Source organism: Halorubrum sp. Atlit-28R (assembly GCF_003665955.1).
Classification (GTDB): Archaea; Halobacteriota; Halobacteria; order Halobacteriales; family Haloferacaceae; genus Halorubrum; species Halorubrum tropicale.
In genome coordinates, this window is record NZ_QPLS01000001.1 from 599,852 (window position 1) to 619,041 (window position 19,190).

Annotated in this window: 20 protein-coding genes; 14 read left to right on the forward strand and 6 right to left on the reverse strand. The window is 72.2% G+C overall.

The features are described 5' to 3' along the window. Positions 1-101: 101 nt before the first annotated feature. Genes DVK06_RS03155 through DVK06_RS03175 form a run of 5 tightly spaced genes read left to right on the forward strand, consistent with a single transcriptional unit; the run spans position 102 to position 4,476 of the window. Positions 102-611 carry a helix-hairpin-helix domain-containing protein gene (locus tag DVK06_RS03155; RefSeq protein ID WP_121599239.1) on the forward strand — a complete coding sequence of 170 codons (510 nt, stop codon included), beginning with the start codon at positions 102-104 and terminating at the stop codon, positions 609-611. Between the two features lie 53 nt (positions 612-664). Then, the gene (locus DVK06_RS03160; RefSeq protein ID WP_121599240.1) at positions 665-2,371 is read left to right on the forward strand and encodes an anthranilate synthase component I family protein; all 1,707 of its coding nucleotides are present in this window, start codon (positions 665-667) and stop codon (positions 2,369-2,371) included. Next, complete coding sequence (locus DVK06_RS03165; RefSeq protein WP_053771719.1) at positions 2,368-3,042, forward strand: aminodeoxychorismate/anthranilate synthase component II; 675 nt, start codon at positions 2,368-2,370, stop codon at positions 3,040-3,042. Before DVK06_RS03160 ends, DVK06_RS03165 begins: the two co-directional genes overlap by 4 nt. Further along, the gene (locus DVK06_RS03170; protein ID WP_121599241.1) at positions 3,035-3,955 is read left to right on the forward strand and encodes an aminotransferase class IV; all 921 of its coding nucleotides are present in this window, start codon (positions 3,035-3,037) and stop codon (positions 3,953-3,955) included. Before DVK06_RS03165 ends, DVK06_RS03170 begins: the two co-directional genes overlap by 8 nt. A gap of 50 nt (positions 3,956-4,005) precedes the next feature. Further along, positions 4,006-4,476 (forward strand): Rieske 2Fe-2S domain-containing protein, encoded by a 471-nt coding sequence (locus DVK06_RS03175; protein WP_121599242.1) that lies wholly within the window; start codon positions 4,006-4,008, stop codon positions 4,474-4,476. A 38-nt stretch (positions 4,477-4,514) separates the two neighbouring features. Here DVK06_RS03175 and DVK06_RS03180 read toward each other — a convergent pair whose 3' ends face one another. Continuing rightward, complete coding sequence (locus DVK06_RS03180) at positions 4,515-4,961, reverse strand: DUF5788 family protein (RefSeq protein ID WP_053771722.1); 447 nt, start codon at positions 4,959-4,961, stop codon at positions 4,515-4,517. Between the two features lie 48 nt (positions 4,962-5,009). Further along, positions 5,010-6,119, reverse strand: a complete 1,110-nt coding sequence (locus tag DVK06_RS03185) for an ATP-binding protein (RefSeq protein WP_053771723.1) — start codon at positions 6,117-6,119, stop codon at positions 5,010-5,012. A gap of 112 nt (positions 6,120-6,231) precedes the next feature. Between DVK06_RS03185 and DVK06_RS03190 the strand changes: the two genes are divergently transcribed. After that, positions 6,232-7,020 (forward strand): YkgJ family cysteine cluster protein, encoded by a 789-nt coding sequence (locus DVK06_RS03190; RefSeq protein WP_121599243.1) that lies wholly within the window; start codon positions 6,232-6,234, stop codon positions 7,018-7,020. Positions 7,021-7,057: 37 nt separating this feature from the next. On the opposite strand, the gene DVK06_RS03195 is transcribed toward DVK06_RS03190, so the two are convergent. Continuing rightward, complete coding sequence (locus DVK06_RS03195) at positions 7,058-7,978, reverse strand: dihydrodipicolinate synthase family protein (protein ID WP_121599244.1); 921 nt, start codon at positions 7,976-7,978, stop codon at positions 7,058-7,060. A gap of 116 nt (positions 7,979-8,094) precedes the next feature. Between DVK06_RS03195 and DVK06_RS03200 the strand changes: the two genes are divergently transcribed. Beyond that, complete coding sequence (locus DVK06_RS03200) at positions 8,095-8,505, forward strand: TRAM domain-containing protein (protein ID WP_053771726.1); 411 nt, start codon at positions 8,095-8,097, stop codon at positions 8,503-8,505. A gap of 67 nt (positions 8,506-8,572) precedes the next feature. Here DVK06_RS03200 and DVK06_RS03205 read toward each other — a convergent pair whose 3' ends face one another. Both DVK06_RS03205 and DVK06_RS03210 read right to left on the reverse strand, forming a co-directional pair. Further along, positions 8,573-9,292 (reverse strand): class I SAM-dependent methyltransferase, encoded by a 720-nt coding sequence (locus DVK06_RS03205; RefSeq protein ID WP_121599245.1) that lies wholly within the window; start codon positions 9,290-9,292, stop codon positions 8,573-8,575. Positions 9,293-9,392: 100 nt separating this feature from the next. Further along, positions 9,393-9,785, reverse strand: a complete 393-nt coding sequence (locus tag DVK06_RS03210) for a PPOX class F420-dependent oxidoreductase (protein WP_121599246.1) — start codon at positions 9,783-9,785, stop codon at positions 9,393-9,395. Positions 9,786-9,936: 151 nt separating this feature from the next. Here DVK06_RS03210 and DVK06_RS03215 point away from each other — a divergent pair, with 151 nt between their 5' ends. The 5 genes from DVK06_RS03215 to DVK06_RS03235 all read left to right on the forward strand — a co-directional run bounded on the left by DVK06_RS03215 (position 9,937) and on the right by DVK06_RS03235 (position 13,102). Next, positions 9,937-10,209 (forward strand): helix-turn-helix domain-containing protein, encoded by a 273-nt coding sequence (locus DVK06_RS03215; RefSeq protein ID WP_121599247.1) that lies wholly within the window; start codon positions 9,937-9,939, stop codon positions 10,207-10,209. A 106-nt stretch (positions 10,210-10,315) separates the two neighbouring features. Next, positions 10,316-11,323: a glycosyltransferase family 2 protein gene (locus DVK06_RS03220; protein WP_121599248.1), complete on the forward strand. Its 1,008-nt coding sequence runs from the start codon at positions 10,316-10,318 to the stop codon at positions 11,321-11,323. Between the two features lie 46 nt (positions 11,324-11,369). Continuing rightward, on the forward strand, positions 11,370-12,188 hold the full coding sequence (hisF, locus tag DVK06_RS03225) for an imidazole glycerol phosphate synthase subunit HisF (RefSeq protein WP_121599249.1): 819 nt from the start codon (positions 11,370-11,372) through the stop codon (positions 12,186-12,188). Between the two features lie 95 nt (positions 12,189-12,283). Beyond that, positions 12,284-12,469 (forward strand): hypothetical protein, encoded by a 186-nt coding sequence (locus tag DVK06_RS03230; RefSeq protein ID WP_053771732.1) that lies wholly within the window; start codon positions 12,284-12,286, stop codon positions 12,467-12,469. Between the two features lie 231 nt (positions 12,470-12,700). Continuing rightward, positions 12,701-13,102, forward strand: coding sequence for a hypothetical protein (locus DVK06_RS03235; protein ID WP_053771733.1), 402 nt, complete (start codon positions 12,701-12,703; stop codon positions 13,100-13,102). Positions 13,103-13,465: 363 nt separating this feature from the next. On the opposite strand, the gene DVK06_RS03240 is transcribed toward DVK06_RS03235, so the two are convergent. Beyond that, a complete protein-coding gene (locus DVK06_RS03240) occupies positions 13,466-15,583 on the reverse strand; it encodes a glucan 1,4-alpha-glucosidase (RefSeq protein ID WP_121599250.1) in 2,118 nt (705 codons plus the stop codon). A gap of 104 nt (positions 15,584-15,687) precedes the next feature. On the opposite strand from DVK06_RS03240, the gene DVK06_RS03245 reads away from it, so the two are divergent. Both DVK06_RS03245 and DVK06_RS03250 read left to right on the forward strand, forming a co-directional pair. Then, positions 15,688-18,009, forward strand: coding sequence for an alpha-amylase family glycosyl hydrolase (locus tag DVK06_RS03245; protein ID WP_121599251.1), 2,322 nt, complete (start codon positions 15,688-15,690; stop codon positions 18,007-18,009). 111 nt (positions 18,010-18,120) lie between these two features. After that, positions 18,121-19,182: a TrmB family transcriptional regulator sugar-binding domain-containing protein gene (locus DVK06_RS03250; RefSeq protein ID WP_121599252.1), complete on the forward strand. Its 1,062-nt coding sequence runs from the start codon at positions 18,121-18,123 to the stop codon at positions 19,180-19,182. Positions 19,183-19,190 lie beyond the last annotated feature (8 nt).

The window sequence follows — 19,190 nt, forward strand, 5'->3', positions numbered from 1 at the left end:
ACCGCGACGGCCCGGCGTCACTTATAAACAGGCGGGACGGGGCCGGCGGTCGATTGCGGCGGAGAGGGTTTTTAAATATCTCGCACGTGTAGCCGCCGGCAATGGCGCTACTCCAGAAGCTCAAAGAGAAGCTCGGATTCGGGAGCGGTTCGGGCGAGCGCGAGTCCGGCGAGACGGAAGTGACGGTCGAGCACGAACCGGAGCCGGCGGCCGAGCCGCCAGCGGCCGGTGGTTCGGTCGAGTCGAGCGACGCGGAGCCGGCGGAGAGCGAGGCGGACGACGGCGACGAGGCGGCGGTCGCCGCGGAGACGGAGGCGGCCGCCTCGACGGAGTCGCTCGTCGACGACGAGGGCGCGGGGGCGGACGAGGCGGCCGAGCAGGCGGAGGCCGCGGCGGGCGAGGCGGACGACGTCGCGGTCGACGACGACGACCGCGGCCCGAGCGTCGAGGAGATCAAGGGAATCGGCCCGGCGTACGCCGAGCGGCTCGCCGAGATCGGGATCGAGACGGTGGCCGACCTCGCGGAAGCGGACGCCGCCGAGGTGGCGGAGGGCACGAGCGTCGGCGAGAAGCGCGCCGCGACGTGGATCGACCGCGCGGGCGAGTTCTGACGGGCGGGTCGGGCGACCGCAACTGTTTCGTCGCGCCCGCCGAACGGAGTCCCATGAGGCGAACGGTACACACCGACCGGGAGCGGTTCCGCGCGGTCGCGGCCGCGGCCCCGGACGGCGCGCGGGTCCCGGTCGAGCTCCGGGTCGCCGTCGACGACCCCTTCGCGGCCTACCGCCGAGCGCGTGACGGCCCCGGCGGCGTCTTCTACGAGACGACCGGCGGCCAGTCCGGATGGGGGTACTTCGGCGTCGACCCGGTCGAGCGGCTGACCGTCGCCGCCGAGGCGGTCGTCGCCGGCGCGGGCGACGCGGACGGATCGGAGCGCGGCGAGGGGACGACCCAGGCGGGCGACTATCGGCGCCCGTCGGCCTCGCTGTCCGCCCTGGAGGGCGTCCTCGACGGCGAGGCGCTGGCGCGCGGCGACTGCGAGGTGCCGTACCCGTGCGGCGCGTTCGGCTGGCTCTCCTACGACGTGGCGCGCGGACTGGAGGCGTTCCCGCCGGCGCCGCCCGCGGGCCCCGGCGCGGTCGACGACCGCGGGCTCCCGCGGCTCCAGGCCGCGCTCTTCGACCGGATCGCGGCCTGGGAGTGTCCGGTGGACGCCGAGGACGGCGACGACGGCGACGGCGACGGGACCGTTACGCTCCGCGTGACCGCCTGTCCCCGCGTACCGGCGGGCCTCGACGATCCCGAGGGCGACCGCGACGCGCTCGACGCGCTGTTCGACGAGGGTCGGGCGCGGGCCGGGGACCTGGTAGCCCGGATCGAGACCGGGGACGCGGCCTCGGGGGCGCCGCCCGACCCGACCGCGGAGAGCGCGACCTTCGAGAGCGACGTGGGCCGCGAGGGGTACGCCGACGCGGTCCGGCGGGTCAAAGAGCACGTCCGCGAGGGCGACACCTTCCAAGCGAACGTCTCCCAGCGGTTGACCGCGCCGGCCGCGGTCCATCCCGTCGAGGCGTACGACGCGCTCCGCGAGGTGAACCCGGCGCCGTACTCCGGCCTGATCGAGTTCGGCGGCTCCGGTGAGACCGGGGCCGACCGGCCGAGCGGCGTCGACCTCGTGAGCGCGAGCCCGGAGCTCCTCCTAGCGCGCGAGCCGACCGACGATTCCGACCGCGGCGCGCGGCTCGTCACGGAGCCGATAGCGGGGACGCGGCCGCGGGGGGACACGGCGAGCGGTGACGCGGCGCTGGAGGCCGAGCTGACCGGCGACGAGAAGGAGCGCGCCGAGCACGCGATGTTGGTCGACCTCGAACGCAACGACCTGGGCAAGGTGTCGCGGTTCGGCACGGTCGAGGTGAGCGAGTACCGCCGGGTGGACCGCTACAGCGAGGTGATGCACCTCGTGAGCCTGATCGAGGGCGAGGCCCGCTCGGACGTGGGGCTCGCGGACGCGGTCGCGGCCTGCTTCCCCGGCGGGACCATCACGGGCGCGCCGAAGCCGCGGACGATGGAGATCATCGACGAGCTGGAGCCGACCCGCCGCGGACCCTACACCGGGTCGATGTTCGCGGCCGGGTTCGACGGGCGCGCGACGCTGAACATCGTCATCCGGACGCTCGTCCGCCACGCCGCCGAGTACCACCTCCGGGTCGGGGCGGGGATCGTCCACGACTCCGACCCGGACGCGGAGTACGAGGAGACGCTCGCGAAGGCGCGCGCGCTGGTGAGCGCGGTCGACGAGGCGCTCGCCGCCGGCGGAATGGCGGTCGAGACCGAGGACGGGTCCGCGGCCGAGGAGGCGGTCGAGCGATGAGCGGTGGCGACGCGCGGCGGGAGGAGGAAGCGGCCGACCGCGGGGGCGTCGCCTCGGCGGCGGGCGGGTGGCGCCCCGGCGCGGGCGACGCCGACGCCCGGGTCCTCGTGGTCGACAACTACGACTCGTTCGCGTACAACCTCGTCCAGTACGTCGGCGAGGTCGCCGGCGCGGTGACGGTCCGGCGGAACGACGCGGTCGACCTCGCCGGGATCCGCGCGCTCGACCCGGACGGCGTCGTCGTCTCCCCCGGCCCGGGGACGCCCGCTGAGGCCGGGGTCTCGACAGACGCCTTCGAGCTCGACCGACCCGTGTTCGGCGTCTGCCTCGGCCACCAGGCGCTGTGCGCGAGCGGCGGGAGCCGCGTCGGTCACGCGCCGGAGGTCGTCCACGGGAAGCCGTCGACGATCACCCACGACGGCGAGGGCGTCTTCGCCGGGCTCCCCGACCGCCTGCGGGTCGGACGGTACCACTCGCTGTGCGTCGAGCGCGAGGACCTCCCCGCCGAGCTGGTCGAGACCGCCCGCACCGACGAGGAGCGCGAGGTCGTGATGGGCGTGCGCCACCGCGAGAAGCCGCACGTCGGCGTCCAGTTCCACCCGGAGAGCATCCTGACGCCCCGCGGGAAGCGCATGGTCCGGAACTTCGTGGAGGTGTGTGAGGATGCGTGAGGGAGACGAGGGTTCGGACCGCCTGTACCACGTCGACGGCGACCTCGTCCCCGCCTCGGAGGCGACCGTCTCGGTGGAGGACCGCGGGTTCGCCTACGGCGACGCCGCCTTCGAGACGATGCGCGCGTACGGCGGCGCCGTCTTCCGGTGGGACGCGCACGCGGACCGGCTCCGGGACGCCTGCGAGACGCTCGGGCTCGACCACGGGCTCGCCGACGCGGACCTGAAACGCCGGGTCGACGAGACGCTCGCCGCGAACGGCCTCGCGGACGCGTACGTGAAGCTCTCGATCACTCGCGGGGTCCAGCCGGGGACGCTCGACCCGAAGCCGGCGAGCGACCCGACGGTCGTCGTGATCGCGAAGCCGCTCGCGCGCGGCGGCGTCGGGAGCGACCCGGTCCACGACGGCCCGGCCGCGCTCCAGACGACGAAGACGCGCAAGCCCGCCGACCGCGCGATCCCGGCCGCGGCCAAGACCCACAACTACCTCAACGGGATCGTAGCCCGGCTGGAGCTCCGGGTCACGGGCGCCGACGAGGCGCTCATGCTCGACCCGGACGGGAACGTCGCGGAGGGCGCGACCGCGAACCTCTTCTTCGCCGACGGGACGGCCCTCAAGACGCCGTCGCTCGACGGCCCGATCCTCCCCGGGGTCACCAGGTCGACCGTGATCGAGCTGGCGGAGTCGGAGGGGATCCCGGTCGAGGAGGGGACGTACGCACCCGACGCGGTGCGCGAGGCCGACGAGGTGTTCCTCACGAACACCACCTGGGAGGTCCGGCCCGTCGCGACCGTCGACGGCATCGCGGTCGACGGCGACGGCGAGGGGGTCGCCGGCCCGCTCACGACCCTCCTCTCGCGGCTGTTCGACCGGCGGATCGAGGAGACTCACTACGACGGCGAGCGGCTCTGAGGTCGGCGGGGGACCACAGCGTTCAAATCGGTCCCATCCCACCGGACGACATGGACGAGACCCGTCGGATCGCCGGCGTCGAGGAGGTCCCGGAAGAGAGCACGCTGCTCGCGACCCTGCGCCCGGTCGACCCCGAGACGGTCGACGAGGGCGAGGGCGACCTCGGCGAGGGCGAGGGCGACGCCCCGGAGGTCGAGGCGATCCTCACGCGGGCCGCCGGGGAGGTGAGCGCGTTCCGGAACTACTGCCAGCACTGGACCGACGTGCGCCTCGACAAGGACGACGGGGCGTTCGTGCGCAACGGCGAGGTGTTCTGTCAGACGCACGGCGCCACGTTCGAGGCCGACGGCGGCAACTGTAACTTCGGGCCCTGCGAGGGCGCCGTCCTCGAATCGGTCGGCGTGACGGTCGCGGACGGCGCGGTGTACCTCGACGACGACGCCTACGAGTTCGTCCGGCTCGGCCCCTCCGCGGGGAAGGACGACGGCAGCGGCTCGCGGATCGACTTCACCGGGAACTGAGCGCGGCCGGGGGGCCGCGACCGCCCCCTCGCCGGCGGTCAGAACCGCGTGCGACCGCTCCCGCCGCCGGCGTCCTCGCGCCCGAGCGCCTTCTTCAGGAAGTTCATCCAGCGCTTCTGGTCGGCGGCCTCCTGGCGCTTGGCCTCGGTCTCCGGGTCGGGCGCGTCGAGCCCCTCCAACGCCTCCAGCGCGCGGTCGATGCCGATGACCGACGCCGCCAGCCGCTCGCCCTCCTCGTAGCTCACCTCGTTGTCCTCGATCGGCGCCAGGCGGTCGAGCCGCTCGCGGCGGAGGTTCCGCTTGGCGCGCTCGACGCGGTCGCGCTCGCCGGGCGGGACCGAGTCGCGCCGCTTGATCTCGAAGACGAACGACCGGAGGTCGATCGCCTCCCCCTGGATCTCGATCGACTCCGGGATGTCGACGCCGATCGTCGACGACTCCCGTTCGACCCGTTCCAGGAGCTGTTTTCGCTCGAACTCCTTCACGGCCGATCGGTAGGTCGCGGGCGCACTTCGCTCCTTCGCCGGGCGCCGTCAGCCTGACGGCGCCGGCCGCTCCCTCGCCGGGAGGTAGAGCCGGACGACGTTGCCGCGGGGGTCTCGGCGCTCGAACTCGAGTTCTCCTCCGAGCGACTCGATACACCACTTCATCACGAAGAGGCCGACGCCCGTCCCGTGGCGGGTGTTCGTCACCTCGCCGAACGCGTCGAGGGCGTCGACCTCGGCCTCCGGGATGTGCGGGTTGGCGTCGACGACGCGGATCTCCACGCGCCCCGTGTTCGGCGACGGGCGGACGGTCACCTCGACGGTCGGGTCCGGCTCGTCAGCGTGCCGGACCGCGTTCTCGACCGCGTGGCGAAGCGCGTGGTCGAACGCGGCGTCGACGTGGATCCACATGGGTCTGCGCTCGTCGACGACGAACTCGGCGTCGGGGTACGACGGTTCGAGCGCGGCGACGACGTCGCGCGCGGCGGCGGCGGCCCGTCGGTGCGAACGCGGCGGCTCCGACCGACTGACGGCCTGCTGGATCTCCTTGACCGAGGTCGCGACGCCGCCGAGCCCCACCGCGGCCTCGCGCGCATCCGCGGCAGCCTCGCGAACGCCGTCGTCGTCGGTCGTCCGAAGGATCTCGCCGGTGTACCCGATGATCTTGTTCGCCTCGTTCCGGAGGTTATGTCGGAGCACGCGCCAGAACAGTGCCTCGCGCCGGCTCGCAGCGTAGTGCTCGCTGATGTCGCGCACCTCGGCGAGGACCCGTCTCGCGCCCGTCTCGCGCTCTCCGTCGCCGTCTGTTCGTCGGTCGGCGTCGTTCTCCAGCCCCCGGTCGCCGGACCACGGGGAGAGCGAGACGCGGACCCAGACCAACTCCCCGTCACGCCGCTTGATCCGCCACGTGAACTCGGGCGAGCCGCCGGCGGCGGCCTCGCGGAGGCGGTCGGCGAACTCCGACTCGGAGAAGCGGTACGTGTTGGCGGTGTACCGACCGACTGACAGCCCGCGGAGTTCCGCGGTCGAGTACCCGACGAGCGACTCCAAGCGGTCGTTCGCGCTCTCTACGGTACCGTCGGCGACGTCGAACAGCGCGATACCGACCCGGAGGGAGTCGTACGCCGGTGGCAGTCGCGCGTGCGGCTTCGCGGCCATACGTGTTGACTCGTCTCCCGCCCGGTCATGGGGCTTGCTAAGAGGGATATATATCGCTCCGGTTCGCTTGGGACCGTCGGGGTTTTTCGCGCGCGTCACGGAGGGGTAACACATGAAGTCGCTCGAAGCCGAACTCAACGCCGCCCGTGACCTCGCGGTCGCGGACCTGGCGGACGCCATCGAGTCCATCGGGTTCGAGTGTACGCGCTGCGGCGGCTGCTGTACCGGCTACGCCCCCGACGAGCCGGGGGGCGCGCCCGCGGGAGAGGGGGCAGACGAGGGGGGCTCAGACGGCGACGGCGATACCCCCGACTGCCACGGCGACGGCGCCGCCGACCGCGAGCCGCACACCGCGACCGTCTTCCCGGACGAGGTCCGGCGCGTCGCCGACGCCGCCGAGGACGAGTTCGGCGAGGCGTACGACTGGCGCGACGTGGCGCGGCCGATGCCGTTCGGCCTCGCCGCCGACGGTGACGGCGAGCCGACCGGCGAGACGTTCGAGTGGGCGCTCGCGACCGACGGCTGCGGCGACTGTACCTTCTACGAGGAGTCGGGCGGGGAGGGGGCGTGTACCGTCCACGACGCGCGCCCGCTCATCTGCCGGACGTACCCGTTCAGCGTCGCCCTGGAGGGGACGAGCCAGCCGATGGGCGAGGCGGTCGACGAGGCGGGCGTCGTCCGCGCCCACGAGTGCGAGGGGCTCGGTCGCGACATCTCCCGCGAGGACGCCGAGGAGCTCGCGGCCGCGCTGAAGGAGCGCGCGGTGCGCGAGTTAGAGGAGGCGATCGGAGTCCGGGACAGTTACGACCCCGGAGCGCGCGAGCGGGCCGACGGGGATGTCGTCGTCTTCGACTCGGAGGGACCGAAAGAGGCCGACGGGACGCCGATCGGCGGGGAGTAGCGGCCGGCTGCGGGTCCGCGGTCCGGCTTCTCGCGGATCAGACCACGTCCAGCGCCGCGTCCACGTCGTCGCGGATCGCCTCGCGGGCGGTCTCGTCCGGGAGCGTGAGCGGCGGGCGCACCGCCGGGTCGGGGATGAAGCCGCGGTGCGCCGCCGCCACCTTCGTCGCCGGCGCGAAGGCGTGGTCGGCGCAGCGGGCGAACAGCGGCGCGACCGCGCGGCGGTGGAGCGCCAGCGCCCGCTCGTCGTCGCCGTCGCGGATCGCCTCGCCGAGCGCGTCGAACACCTCCGGGATCGCCTGCGAGAGCGCGTGTATCCCGCCGTCGACGCCGAGGCTCGCGCTCGGGTACAGCTGGGCGTCGACGCCCTGGAAGACGGCGAAGGAGTCGGGCGTCCCGCCGACCTTCGCCTCCAGGCCGGTGAGGTCGCCGGTCGTGTCCTTCATCCCGATCACCGACTCGCGGCTCGCCGCGTCGGCGAGCGCGTCGAGGTCGATGCCCTCGCCGACCGTCGCCGGGATGTCGTACAGGAGGATCGGGAGCGGGGCGTCGTCGGCGACGGCCTCCAGGAACGCGCGCTGCCCGTCCGGGTCCGTCGACGTGTGGTAGTACGGGAGCGTGACGAGCCCCGCGTCGGCCCCGGCCGCCGCGGCGGCCGACAGGTGGTCTCTGACCCGCGAGACGGCGGTGTCGGCCGCGCCGGCGATGACCGGGACTCGCCCGTCGGCCGCGTCGACGACGGTCTCGATCACGGTCCGCCGCTCGCCGTCGTCGAGGCTCGCGAACTCGCCGGTCGTCCCGCAGGGGACCACCCCGTCGATCCCGGCCTCGACGAGCGCGTCGACGTGGCTCGCGAGGGCGTCGGCGTCGACCTCGCCGCCGGGGGCGTCGCCGTCGGGGACGAACGGCGTCACTATCGGCGGCGAGACGGCTGCGTGCGGCAGATCGAAGAGTGGCATGGACGGCCCTTCGACCGGTGCCGACAAAGGCGTTGGTGCCTGCCCCGCTCCCGTCGCCTAACAGTGTCGGCGGTACAACTATACTGACCCGCTCCCAGATTCCGATGGAGTCTACTATGGAAATCTCCGAGAAGCTCCTCTGTCTGTTCAGCGCGGAAGTTCGCGAGGCCGACGACGGCGAGTACGTCGTCGACGTGCCCAACCGAGAGATCGAGACCGGGTCGCTGGAGCCGGGCGAGACGTACCGCGTCGCGCTCGTCGCCCGCGACGGAACCGCGGCGTCGACGGACGACGCCGACGCCGCCCCCTCCCGGAACGACGACGGACCGCAGCCGCCGGTCGAGCCCGGCGAGATGCGGTACGTCGAGATAGAGGACCTCGGCAAGCAGGGCGACGGGATCGCCCGCGTCGAGCGCGGCTACGTGATCATCGTCCCCGACACCGAGGTCGGCGAGCGCGTGAAGATCGAAGTGACCGAAGTGAAGTCGAACTTCGCCGTCGGCGAAGTGGTCGAGGAAGCGGGCTGAAGCGGCGGCGAAGCGAGGCGGCGGCAGTTTCTGACGACGGGACAGGCGACGAGCGGCGGCGCGCCGCTCACTTCTCGTCCGGCACCCTGGCGTCCCAGTAGGACACCGAGGCGACGTAGTCGCCGGGGACCGTGTCGCCCGCGAGCTCGTCGAGCGCCCGGAACGGCCGCGCGACCGCGCCCGGCAGCTCGCGGTAGAAGCCGTACGGCAGCACGAAGTCGTGCTCCTCGTTCGCGAGCGTGAGGCCCGCGTCGCCGAGCATGGCGGCGACCTGTCGCTCCGAGTAGAGCCGGGAGCCCATCGGGAGCAGCCAGGTGTACAGCGTCCGCAGGCTACGGCTGTTGAACGTGTCGAAGAACACCTGATCGCGGCTGACCCGGCGGAGCTCCTTCGCGAACGGGACCGGGTCGTCCATCAGGTGGAAGAAGCGCATCGCGACGACCGTGTTGAAGTGGTCGTCCGGGAACGGGAGCCGCGAGGCGTCGCCGCGGAGGAACTCGACGGCGTCGGCGTGCCCGGCGGCGGCGACCTTCTCGCGGGCCTGTTCGAGCATCTCGCGGGAGACGTCGAGCCCGACGACGTCCGCGCCCTGGTCGGCGAGCATCGTCGTGAACCGCCCGGTGCCGCAGGCGACCTCCAGCACGCGGTGACCTGGATCGATGGGTCCCAACGCGGCGAGGACGGCCTCCTTCTCCCGGCGGTCGATGAGCTGTCCGCCGCCGGAGAAGCGGACGTCGTCGTACTCCTCGGCGACCTCGTCGGCCTGGTACCAGTCCTGTCCCTTCACGTTGTCCGTGGTGGACGCCGGACCGACAAAACCGTACTGGAAGCGGTCCGGCGCGGGCCTCGGTGCGGGCGGTCCGGACCGCTCCGACGGCGGTCGCCGGTCACCCGCTCGTGGCGACGTTCTCGGCGGGGATCTTCACGATCACGCGGGCGCCCTCCTCCTCGTCGTGGTGCGGGTACTCGTCGACGTCGAAGTACCGGCGGGCGAGCGCGTCGATGTGGGCGCGCGCGCCCTCCTCCGTCAGTTCGGCCTCGCCGCGGACGGAGACGTAGCGGTACGGGTCGTCGGGGTCGAGCACGCTGACGCCGACCTTCGGGTTGTCGCGGACGTTCCGCTCCTTGCGTCGCCCGCGGGCGGTGTTCACGAGGACGTACTCGCGGTCCTCGTGGTCGACCCAGACCGGCGTGACGTGGGGGAGGCCGTCGGGCCCGACGGTCGCGAAGTGGGCGTACGACTCGGCTTCGAGGATGTCGACGTGGGACTCGGGGATCACGAGCCGGCGTACGGGCCGCCGCCGGAAAACACGCCTGATCGATCGTGTATGAAAGCGAGCCGAGGAGTGATATTAACACATTATATTATCACAGGCGGATTCCCCTATATGTAGCCAACCTTTACCACTACCCACGGAATTCGTGTGAGACATGAGTACCAGTCCCGCGGAGACCGCTGACCAGGACCGCCTGTCGGAGAGCGAGTATCGCGACCGCCTGCGCGAGCTTCCCCCGAGCGCGAAGCTCGTCGCGAAGGTACTGGAGGGGGACGCGCCCCTCTCGCAGGGCAGCCTCGCCGAGGAGTCGCTGCTGCCCGACCGCACCGTCCGCTACGCGCTCAACCGCCTCGAGGAGGAAGGCCTCGTCGACTCGCGGTACAGCTTCAAGGACGCGCGCAAGCAGGTGTACTACCTGACGATCTGAGCGGTCCTCGGACCGTTATCGCCGGCCGCGGTCGGCGCGGCGTCGGGTCGGGCCGATCGAACGCACACGTTGCCCTTTTTACCTCCTCGCCCCGATAACGGGTCGTATGGACCTCTCGGTCGTCGTCCCGACGCTCAACGGTCGGGACCGGTTGGCCGCCTGCCTCGACGCGCTGGCGGCTAGCGCCCCCGACGCCGAGGTTATCGTGGTCAACGGCCCCTCGGCCGACGGCACGACCGGCATGGTTCGCGACCGCGACGACGTCGACGTGCTGGTCGAGATCTCCGACCGGACGGTGAACGTCGCCCGCAACGCCGGCATCGAGGTGGCGACGGGCGACGCGGTCGCGCTGGTCGACTACGACAACCGCATCGAGCCGGGGTGGCGCGACGCGGTCGCGGACGGCCTCGACGCGGCCCCCGTGGTCTCGGGCCCGGTGGCCCCGATCCCGCCCAGCGAGACGGACGCGGACCGCGCGGTCGACGAGGTCGACGACCCGAGCGAACCGGAGCGCAACCGGATCGCCGGCCGGGACGTCACCTACTTCGAGGGAGGGAACGTCGCGTTCCGGCCCGAGGCCCTCCGCGACCTCGACGGCTTCGACGAGTACCTCCGGGTCGGCGGCGCGCGCGACGCGGCCCACCGACTGGCGCGCATGGACCGCGAAGTGGCGTGGCGGCCGGAGATGGCCGCGCGGAAGGAACTGCCGACTCCGACCGCCGCGGACGGCGGACGCAGCGCCCACGAGTGGGGCTGGAAGTATCGCGGGCTCGCCTATCGCCTCCTGAAGAACTACGGCGTGCGGCCGACCGTCCTCCTCCGGGCGGGATCCCACGCGGCCGGCGACGCCCTCTCCGCGGCGCGGGACGTCGTCCGCGGCGAGTCGACCCCCTCGCGCTGGGCCGCGACGGGTCGCGACGTGATCGTCGGGCTCACCGGCGGCGCCTCCGACGGGATCGTCGCGCGACGGCGGGACCGGAGCCCCGCCAAGAACCCGAACGGGGTCTCGACGCGCGCGGACCGCGCCGTCGCGAAGTACGACCGACGGGACGCGGGGGGCCGCGGCGAGGGGGCGCCGGCCGGCGAGGCGGCCGACGCGACCGGCGCCGAGTGAGCCCCGCGCCTTTTAACCGACGGCGCGGTCTACGCTTCGCCAACGAATGGGACTCACGAAGCGTATCATCCCCTGTATCGACGTCGACCTCGACGACGACGGCGACGCCGCGGTGTACACCGGCGTCAACTTCGAGAACTTGGAGTACACGGGCGACCCCGTCGAACTGGCGAAGAAGTACAACGAGGCGGGCGCCGACGAGTTCGTCTTCCTCGACATCACCGCCAGCGCCGAGGGGCGGGAGACGATGCTGGACGTGGTGAACGCGGTCGCCGACGAGTGTTTCATCCCCCTGACGGTCGGCGGCGGCATCCGCACCAAGGCCGACATCAAGGAGACGCTCCGCGCCGGCGCGGACAAGGTGTCTATCACGACCGGCGCCTTAGAGCGCCCCGAGCTCATCGAGGAGGGCGCGGCCGCGTTCGGCAGCCAGTGCATCGTCATCTCCGTCGACGCCCGCCGCCGGTACGACGACGAGGGCGACCACTTCTACGAGGACGAGGACGGCGAGACGGTGTGGTTCGAGTGCACGAAGAAGGGCGGCCGCGAGGGCACCGGCATCGACGCCGTCTCGTGGGCGAAGGAGGCCGAGGAGCGCGGCGCGGGCGAGCTGTTCGTCAACTCCATCGACAAGGACGGAACGAAGGACGGCTACGACGTTCCGCTGATGAAGGCCGTGGGCGAGGCCGTGTCGACGCCGCTCATCGCGTCATCGGGGTGCGGCAGCCCCGAGGACATGTACGAGGTGTTCACCGAGGCGAACGCCGACGCCGGGCTCGCGGCCTCCATCTTCCACTTCGGCGACTACTCCATCGAGGAGACGAAGGCGTACCTCGACGAACGCGGCGTCCCGGTGCGGCGCTGAGCGCGGCCCGGCTTGGGAGTAACTACGTTCGTAGTTTCTATTTTTGCGCGACTGAAACCAACAGTTATTATCCGACCGAGCGCGAATCGTGACGTATGTCCACGTCCACGTCATCCGCGCGTGTTCGCGACGGGTCGCCCGAACTCGTCTGTAAACGGACGGACGGCGACGACGGCGGCGAGGTGACGTTCTTCGAGCGGGACGTCGACCCGGACGAGCGGACCACGCGGTGGATCACGGTCCGCGAGTCCGACTGCGTGCCCCGCGACGAGTGGCAATAGGAGCGGTTTTGTCGTGGTTTTGGGGTTTATTTGGCTCTGTTGAAATCCTCCGCAGCTGATAGTTCTCACCCCAATCGCTCAGTACAGAGCGTGATTTCAGCGAAGTATCTTAGATAACGGTGGCCGTCAAGAGAGACGGACTAGTCGGTGTCGTAGAATACAACCAATTCGGATGAACAAACTTTAGTCATGTGGAGTATATTTATATTTCATCGTTTGTGACCACGATTTGTGTCCGAACAGCCCTCCAATACTGAGATAGATATCGGACTTATCGCCCAGACGATCTTCGTTCTCGCCGTGGTGATCGGCATCCCCTCGGCGTTTGCGCTCGATGGACAACTCCGCTCTCTCGCCTTCCTAATCCTAGCCGTCCTGCTGCTCGTGGGCTTTCTTGTCGTCGGTTACCGCCATGCACGCCGACAGAAGTCTCTCCATCAGCACGTTGCTTTTTTAATAGTTTGGTTCGGCAGTTTCTCTCTAGCGGGCCGACTCGCTCGCACAGCAAGCGGCCGCCTCCCAGAGCCGATTCCCGACCTCTTGGCAATAGGCGTCACGCTCGGTGCACTGTGGATCGGCTCACGACTTGCCTACGGTGGTGCATTGACCCGGGCGGTGTTTGGGTCAGACTGAGACTTCACGAGGAGACTGAACTGGTCAGTCGAGGTCTGGCCACTCCCAATACAGGCGTTCCATGTCGTATTCGAGGCTCTAATCGGCCGGCTGTTTCAGTCGGTAATGTGTCTGAATAATAGGATTTCAACAGAGCCGTTTATTTATAACTCGTCGTGAGCGGAGCGGCGAACACCGCCAAAGCCCCAGCCGCGCTCGACTCCCTCAGCTCGCTGCGGTCCTCGGTCGCGACGCTCCCTGCGGTCTCGCCGGCGGCGCTACGCGCCGGCGACCTCGCGCGTGCTCCTCGCGGCCGCCGCTCCGGCCGCTCGCAGGCACGCGCCGCCGCTCAGGATTCATCGAGAAATAGTCGCCGCGTGTCGGTCAGTCGTCGTCCGCGGCGGCGCGGTCGGCGAACTGCGGCAGTTCGTCGTCGAGCAGCGCGACCGTCGCCAGTCGGATCGCGTGCGGCCAGCCGAGCGGGGTCGCGCTGTCGGGCGTCCCGTCGTCGAAGAACTGCTCGGGGAGGTACGTCGTCGGCTCGCACAGGGAGCCGCCGGGCGAGACGTGCGCGAGCAGGTCGCGGGCCCGGGCCGTCATCTCCGCGGCGCGCGGGTCGTCGTGCGCCGCGAGCAGGGCCGCGAGCTCCGCGCAGGCGTTCGCGCCCCACGCGGTCGAGACGGTCCACACCTTCTCCGAGAGCTGGTCCGCCCGGCGCCAGCCGTCGCCCTCGTAGCGGATCAGGCCGGCGATGTCGTCGGTCTCGTGGGAGAGGCCGTCGACGACCGTCTCCACGTGCGAGACCAGCCGGTCGAGGCGCTCGTCGTCGACCGCGCCGCCCTCGCCGTCCGCCGCGCCGAGCGCGTCGAACGAGCGGTGCGCGGCCGCCAGCGCCAGCGTCGCGGAGTCGAGCCGGTCGTCGATGCCGCCGTCGAGCGTCTCGCGGACGGCGTAACAGCCGCGCTCGGGCACCCACAGGTCGTCGAGCGCGTCGTACACCTCGCGGGCCCGGTCGCGGGCGTGCGCGGCGAGGTCGTCCGGCAGCGACGCGGCGCCGGGCACGGCGTCGGGGTCGTCGAGCGCGTCCACGCTGAGCCCCTCGCCGTGCCGCGCGAGCTCGCTGTACGCCTCCAGGAACGTCGCGGCGGTGTGCGCGAACCGGCCCGCCGAGTCCTCCCACGCGTTCTGACAGACGACGGGGCGGCCGTCGGGTTCGAGCGTCCGGTCGAGCCCCGCGAGCGCGGCGACGAGGGTCGCGTCGAGGCCGGCAACGTCCACGCCCGTCGCCCGCGCCCGGGCGAGGTACGCGACGACGCTGCCGGTCTGGTCGGCCTGGTAGTCCACGTCGGGGCCGTCCTCGATGCGGGCGTTCGCCCACCCGGGGGCGAGCGCGCCGTTCCGCGGCCACACCCGGTGGGGCCAGGAGCCGTCCGGGCGCTGCGTGTCGACGTACATGCGGGCGGAGCGGGCGTGCCAGTCGTCGAGGTCGAGGTCGACGGCGTCGGCGGCGCCGAGCAGGAACCCGGATATCTCCGCGTCGTCGCGGAACCACGTGTAGCCGTAGCCGCCGGAGTGCTCGTAGTAGGGGTCGAAGTCCGGCCCCGCGATCCGGAGCCCGGTCGGCGCGGAGAGCAGCGAGAGGACGCGCAGGTCCGCGACGACCGACTCGCGAGCGGGCGCCGACTCCGGCACCGACGGGAGCGCGTCGGCCGCCGCCTCGGCGAGCGCGTCGACGTCGTCGAGGTCGGCGAAGAGGTCGGCGAGGCGCTCGCGGGCCGCCTCGCGGTCGGTCTCGGCGCGGTCCGTCAGGAGCGTGGCGACGGTCGCGACCCCGTCATCGAACGGCACGTCGGCGATGACCTCGCCGGAGAGGCGCTCCTCCTCGTAGCGGTCGCCGTCGCGGTCGCGCGGGAGCTCGGTGGGGTCGTCGTCGAGCAGTTCGGGGAACGTCGCCGGGAGCTGGCCCCGGAGGTCGGCGAAGCCGGTCGCGCTCGCGAGGAAGTCGCGCTCGTCGGCGTGGTACACCTCGACGGCGTCGTCGTAGCGGAGCTGTCCCACGCGGTCGTCGCGGCCGTCGGGCGCGAAGCGGGCGTAGACGACGAGCGAGGCGTCCGCCGGGTCGACGTCGCCGTCCGCGAACTCGACCGACGCCCGGGTGAGGTGCGCGTCGCCGAGCGTGAGGTCGTGGCGGGTCACCGTCGCGCGCGGCGTCTCGTGGACCGTCTCGACCAGCGCGGTGTCGCCGACGTACCGCTGGCTCGTCTCGGCCTCGTCGAGCCAGGCCACCTCGTCACCGACGGCGAGCCCGATCCGGGACCGGACGAGCCCGGTCCGGCCGGTGAGCGGGTAGCCGAAGTCGCGGAGTTCGCCGTCGTCGCCGACGTGGACGAGCCGGCCGTTTCCGCCCGAGAACCGGCCGGAGACGGTGCGCCGCTCGCCGGGGAAGCGCGTCCCGTCGCCGGCGTGGCGCTTGTAATCGTCGAGGGCGTCGCGGAGCTGCATTACGCGAATACACGCCACCGGTCGATATGAATCTTTGGTGTAATTATTGTTCATTCGTTCCGGGAACGGAAACCCTCAAACCGCGGCGCGACGAGAGGCGGAGCGTGCACGAACCCGGCCCCCCGCGAACGACGAGCGTCGGCGAGCCCGTCGAGCTGGCGCCGCGGTGTCCCGACCCCGACGGGACCTACCGCTGGACCGTCCGCGACGCGCCCGCCGACAGCGACCTCTCCCCCGGCGACGGCCCCGACCCGACCGCGACCGGCCCGCCGAGTTCGGCGACGACGGTCGACCCCGACGGCTCGGCGGCAGCGGACGCGGCCGGGTCCGACGGTCCGGCGGCGGTGCTGCGGGCTGGCGAGACGGGTCGCGACGACGACCCGGTGGTCCACCTCGCGCCCGACGCCCCCGGCACCTACGTCCTCGCGGTCGACGCGCCGGACGGGACCCACCGGCAGCGCGTCCGCGCCTTCCCCGACGAGCGCCGCCGGGCGGAGATCCGCGTCCCGGCCGACGACCTGGGCGTCGAGGACGGCGAAGTCGACCGCGTCTCCCTGCTGTGGCCCCACAACGAGAACCGGCTCGCGCTCGACCGCGCCGAGCGCGACGGCGGCGAGTGGGTCGCCTCGGTCCGCGTCCCGCCGGGCGGCCACGGCTTCGGCTTCGTCCCCGACGGCGATCGCTCGGCCGCGTTCCACGGCGTCTGCGAGGTGCCCGGTCCCGGTCGGCCGCGGCTCTCGCTCGACGCGTCGGTCGTCGAGGCCGACGACCCGGCGGCGAGCGACCGGCTCCGCCTGACCGCCGCGGTCGAGCCCGCGCCCGCGGTCGACGACGTCGAGCGCGGCGGTGACCCGGACGCGCTCGACGCGACGTTCCTCGTCGACGACCGCGACGCCGACCCCGAGACGGTCGCGGCGATCGAGTCGCGGGCGGACGGGCGGACGCTCTCGGTCCCCCTCGACGACCTCCCGGACGATGTCCGGATCCACGCGGTCCCGCACGGCGAGCGGTACGGGGCCGCGGAGACGGTCCGGATCGAGCGGGAGGGCGCCGCGGCCGGCGGCGACGGTGCGGTCGCGGTGCGCGACCCGAACCCGACGCCGGGGTGGGCGGAGTCGCCGACGATCTACGAGGTCTTCGTCCGCTCGTTCGCGGGCGACACGCTCCCGACGACGTTCGCGGAGATCGAGCGCCGGGTCGAGTACCTCGACCACCTCGGCGTCGACGCGCTGTGGCTCACCCCCGTCCTCGCGTCGCCGACCGAGCACGGCTACCACGTCACCGACTACTACGACACCGCCGCGGACCTCGGCTCCCGCGAGGCGTTCGAGTCCCTGGTCGAGGCGTGCCACGACGCCGGGATCCGCGTGGTCTTCGACCTCGTGATCAACCACACCTCCCGCGACCACCCCGCGTTCCAGCTTCACTCGGCGGGCGTCGACGCGTACGCCGACCACTACCGGCGGACCGACGCGGCCGCCGACGTGACGGGGATCGACTGGGCCGAAGTCGGCGACGGGGACGCCCCGGACTACTACTTCGAGTGGGGCCGCATCCCGAACCTCAACTACGACAGCCCGGCGGTCCGCGAGTGGCTGCTCGACGTGGTCGACGAGTGGGCCGGCGTCGTCGACGGCTTCCGCGCGGACGTGGCGTGGGGCGTCCCGCACGGCTTCTGGAAGGAGGTCGCCGCGCGCGTCCCCGACGACACCCTCCTGCTCGACGAGACGCTCCCCCACGACCCGTTCTACGGCGAGGGGGAGTTCCACCGCCACTACGACACGTCGCTGTACGAGACGCTCCGCGCCGTCGGCGCGGGCGAGGAACCGGCCGACGCGGTCGAGACCGCCCTCGCCCGCGTCGAGTGGCTCGGCTTCGACGACCCCGCCGCGCAGATGCGCTACGTCGAGAACCACGACGAGGACCGGTACCTCGCGGAGCACGGCCGCGAGGCGCTCCGCGCGGCCGCGGCCGTGACGTTCACGCTGCCCGGCGCGCCGATGATCTACGCGGGCCAGGAGCGGGGCAACGAGACGTACCGCGGCCCGATCCGGTGGCACGACGGCGACAACGACCTCACCGACTTCCACCGCGAACTGGCCGCGCTGCGCGACGCCGAACCGCTCCTGCGCCGCGGCGGTGTGGCGTTCGACGGTCGCGCAGCCGACGCCCGCGTCGTCGACGGCGACGCCGAGCGCGTGGTCGCCTACGAGCGGACGCCGCCGGCGGGCGCGGGAGCCGGTGACGCCGGAACGAGCGACGACGCCGACCCCCTGCTCGTCGTCGTCAACTTCGCCGCGGAGCCGGCGACCGTCGCCGTCCCCGGACCGGTCGAGGCGGACCTGTTCGGCGACGGGAGCGCGGTCGCAGGTGACGGCGACGGCGAGGTCCGGGTCGCGGTCGACGCCGTCGCCGTGCTCCGATAGCGGTCGACGCCGTCGCCGCGCTCCGGTGACGGACCGGGCGTCGCCGGTCGGCGGCGCGGCGAGGTCGCCCGGGACCGACTCATATAAGTGTCGCTCGGAAGAGGCGTTCGTATGGACGACCGGACGCTGACCGACCTCCTCCGTCGCTTCGGGCTCTCCGACAAGGAGGTCGACACCTATCTCAGTCTGCTGGAACACGGCGAGGCGAAGGCGAGCACCGTCGCCGACGCGGCGGGCGTCTCGAAGCGGTACGTCTACAGCGTGAGCGAGTCGCTGGCGGAGCGCGGCTTCGTCGAGGTGAACGACCACGTCGTGCCGACGACGATCCGCGCGAACCCGCCGGACGAAGTTATCGACCGGCTCCGGTCCGACGTGGACGCGATGCGGCCCGGGCTGGCGGAGCGGTACTCCCGCGTCGAGCGCCAGGCCGAGCAGTTCGAGGTGATCAAGTCGCGGGCCACGGTGATCAAGCGGATCCGGTCGCTGCTGGCCGACGCCGAGAGCGAGGTGGCGCTGTCGATCACCGCAAAGCAGCTCCCGGAGGTGAAGGAGGTGCTCGTCGACGCGGTGGACCGCGGCGTGCTCGTCTTGCTCGTCGTCTCCGACGCGGCCGCCGACCTCGACGCCGACGACCCCGGGCTGGCGGGCGTCGCGAACGTCGTCCGGACCTGGGGCGAGGCGATGCCGACCCTGCTCACCGTCGACTCCGCGGCCGGGGTCGTCTCCCCGCCGGAGCTGCTCCGGCGCTCGACCACCGACCGGCAGGCCATCGCCTTCGCGCAGGAGCAGCTCGCGCCGGTGATCGCCGGCTCCTTCCTCGGGAACTACTGGCCCGCCGCGACCGAGCTGGCCGTCGCCGACCCGGCGCCGCTCCCGGCGGAGTACACCGACTTCCGGCACACCGTCCTCCAGGCGACACTCCGGCTCCGCGCCGGCGACCCGCCGCGGGTGACCGTCGGCGGGCGGTGGACCGACGACGACGAGCCCGCCGAGGTCGTCGGGCGCGTCGTCGAGACGAAACAGGGGATGGTGGAGCCGACGAACAACGAGTTCCCCGTCGAGCACTCGCTCGTCGTCGCGACCGGCGACGGCGAGGTCACCGTCGGGGGACAGGGCGCGTTCGTCGAGGACGTCGAGGCGGACCTGGTGCGGATCGAACCGGGCGGGGAGTAGGGCGGGAG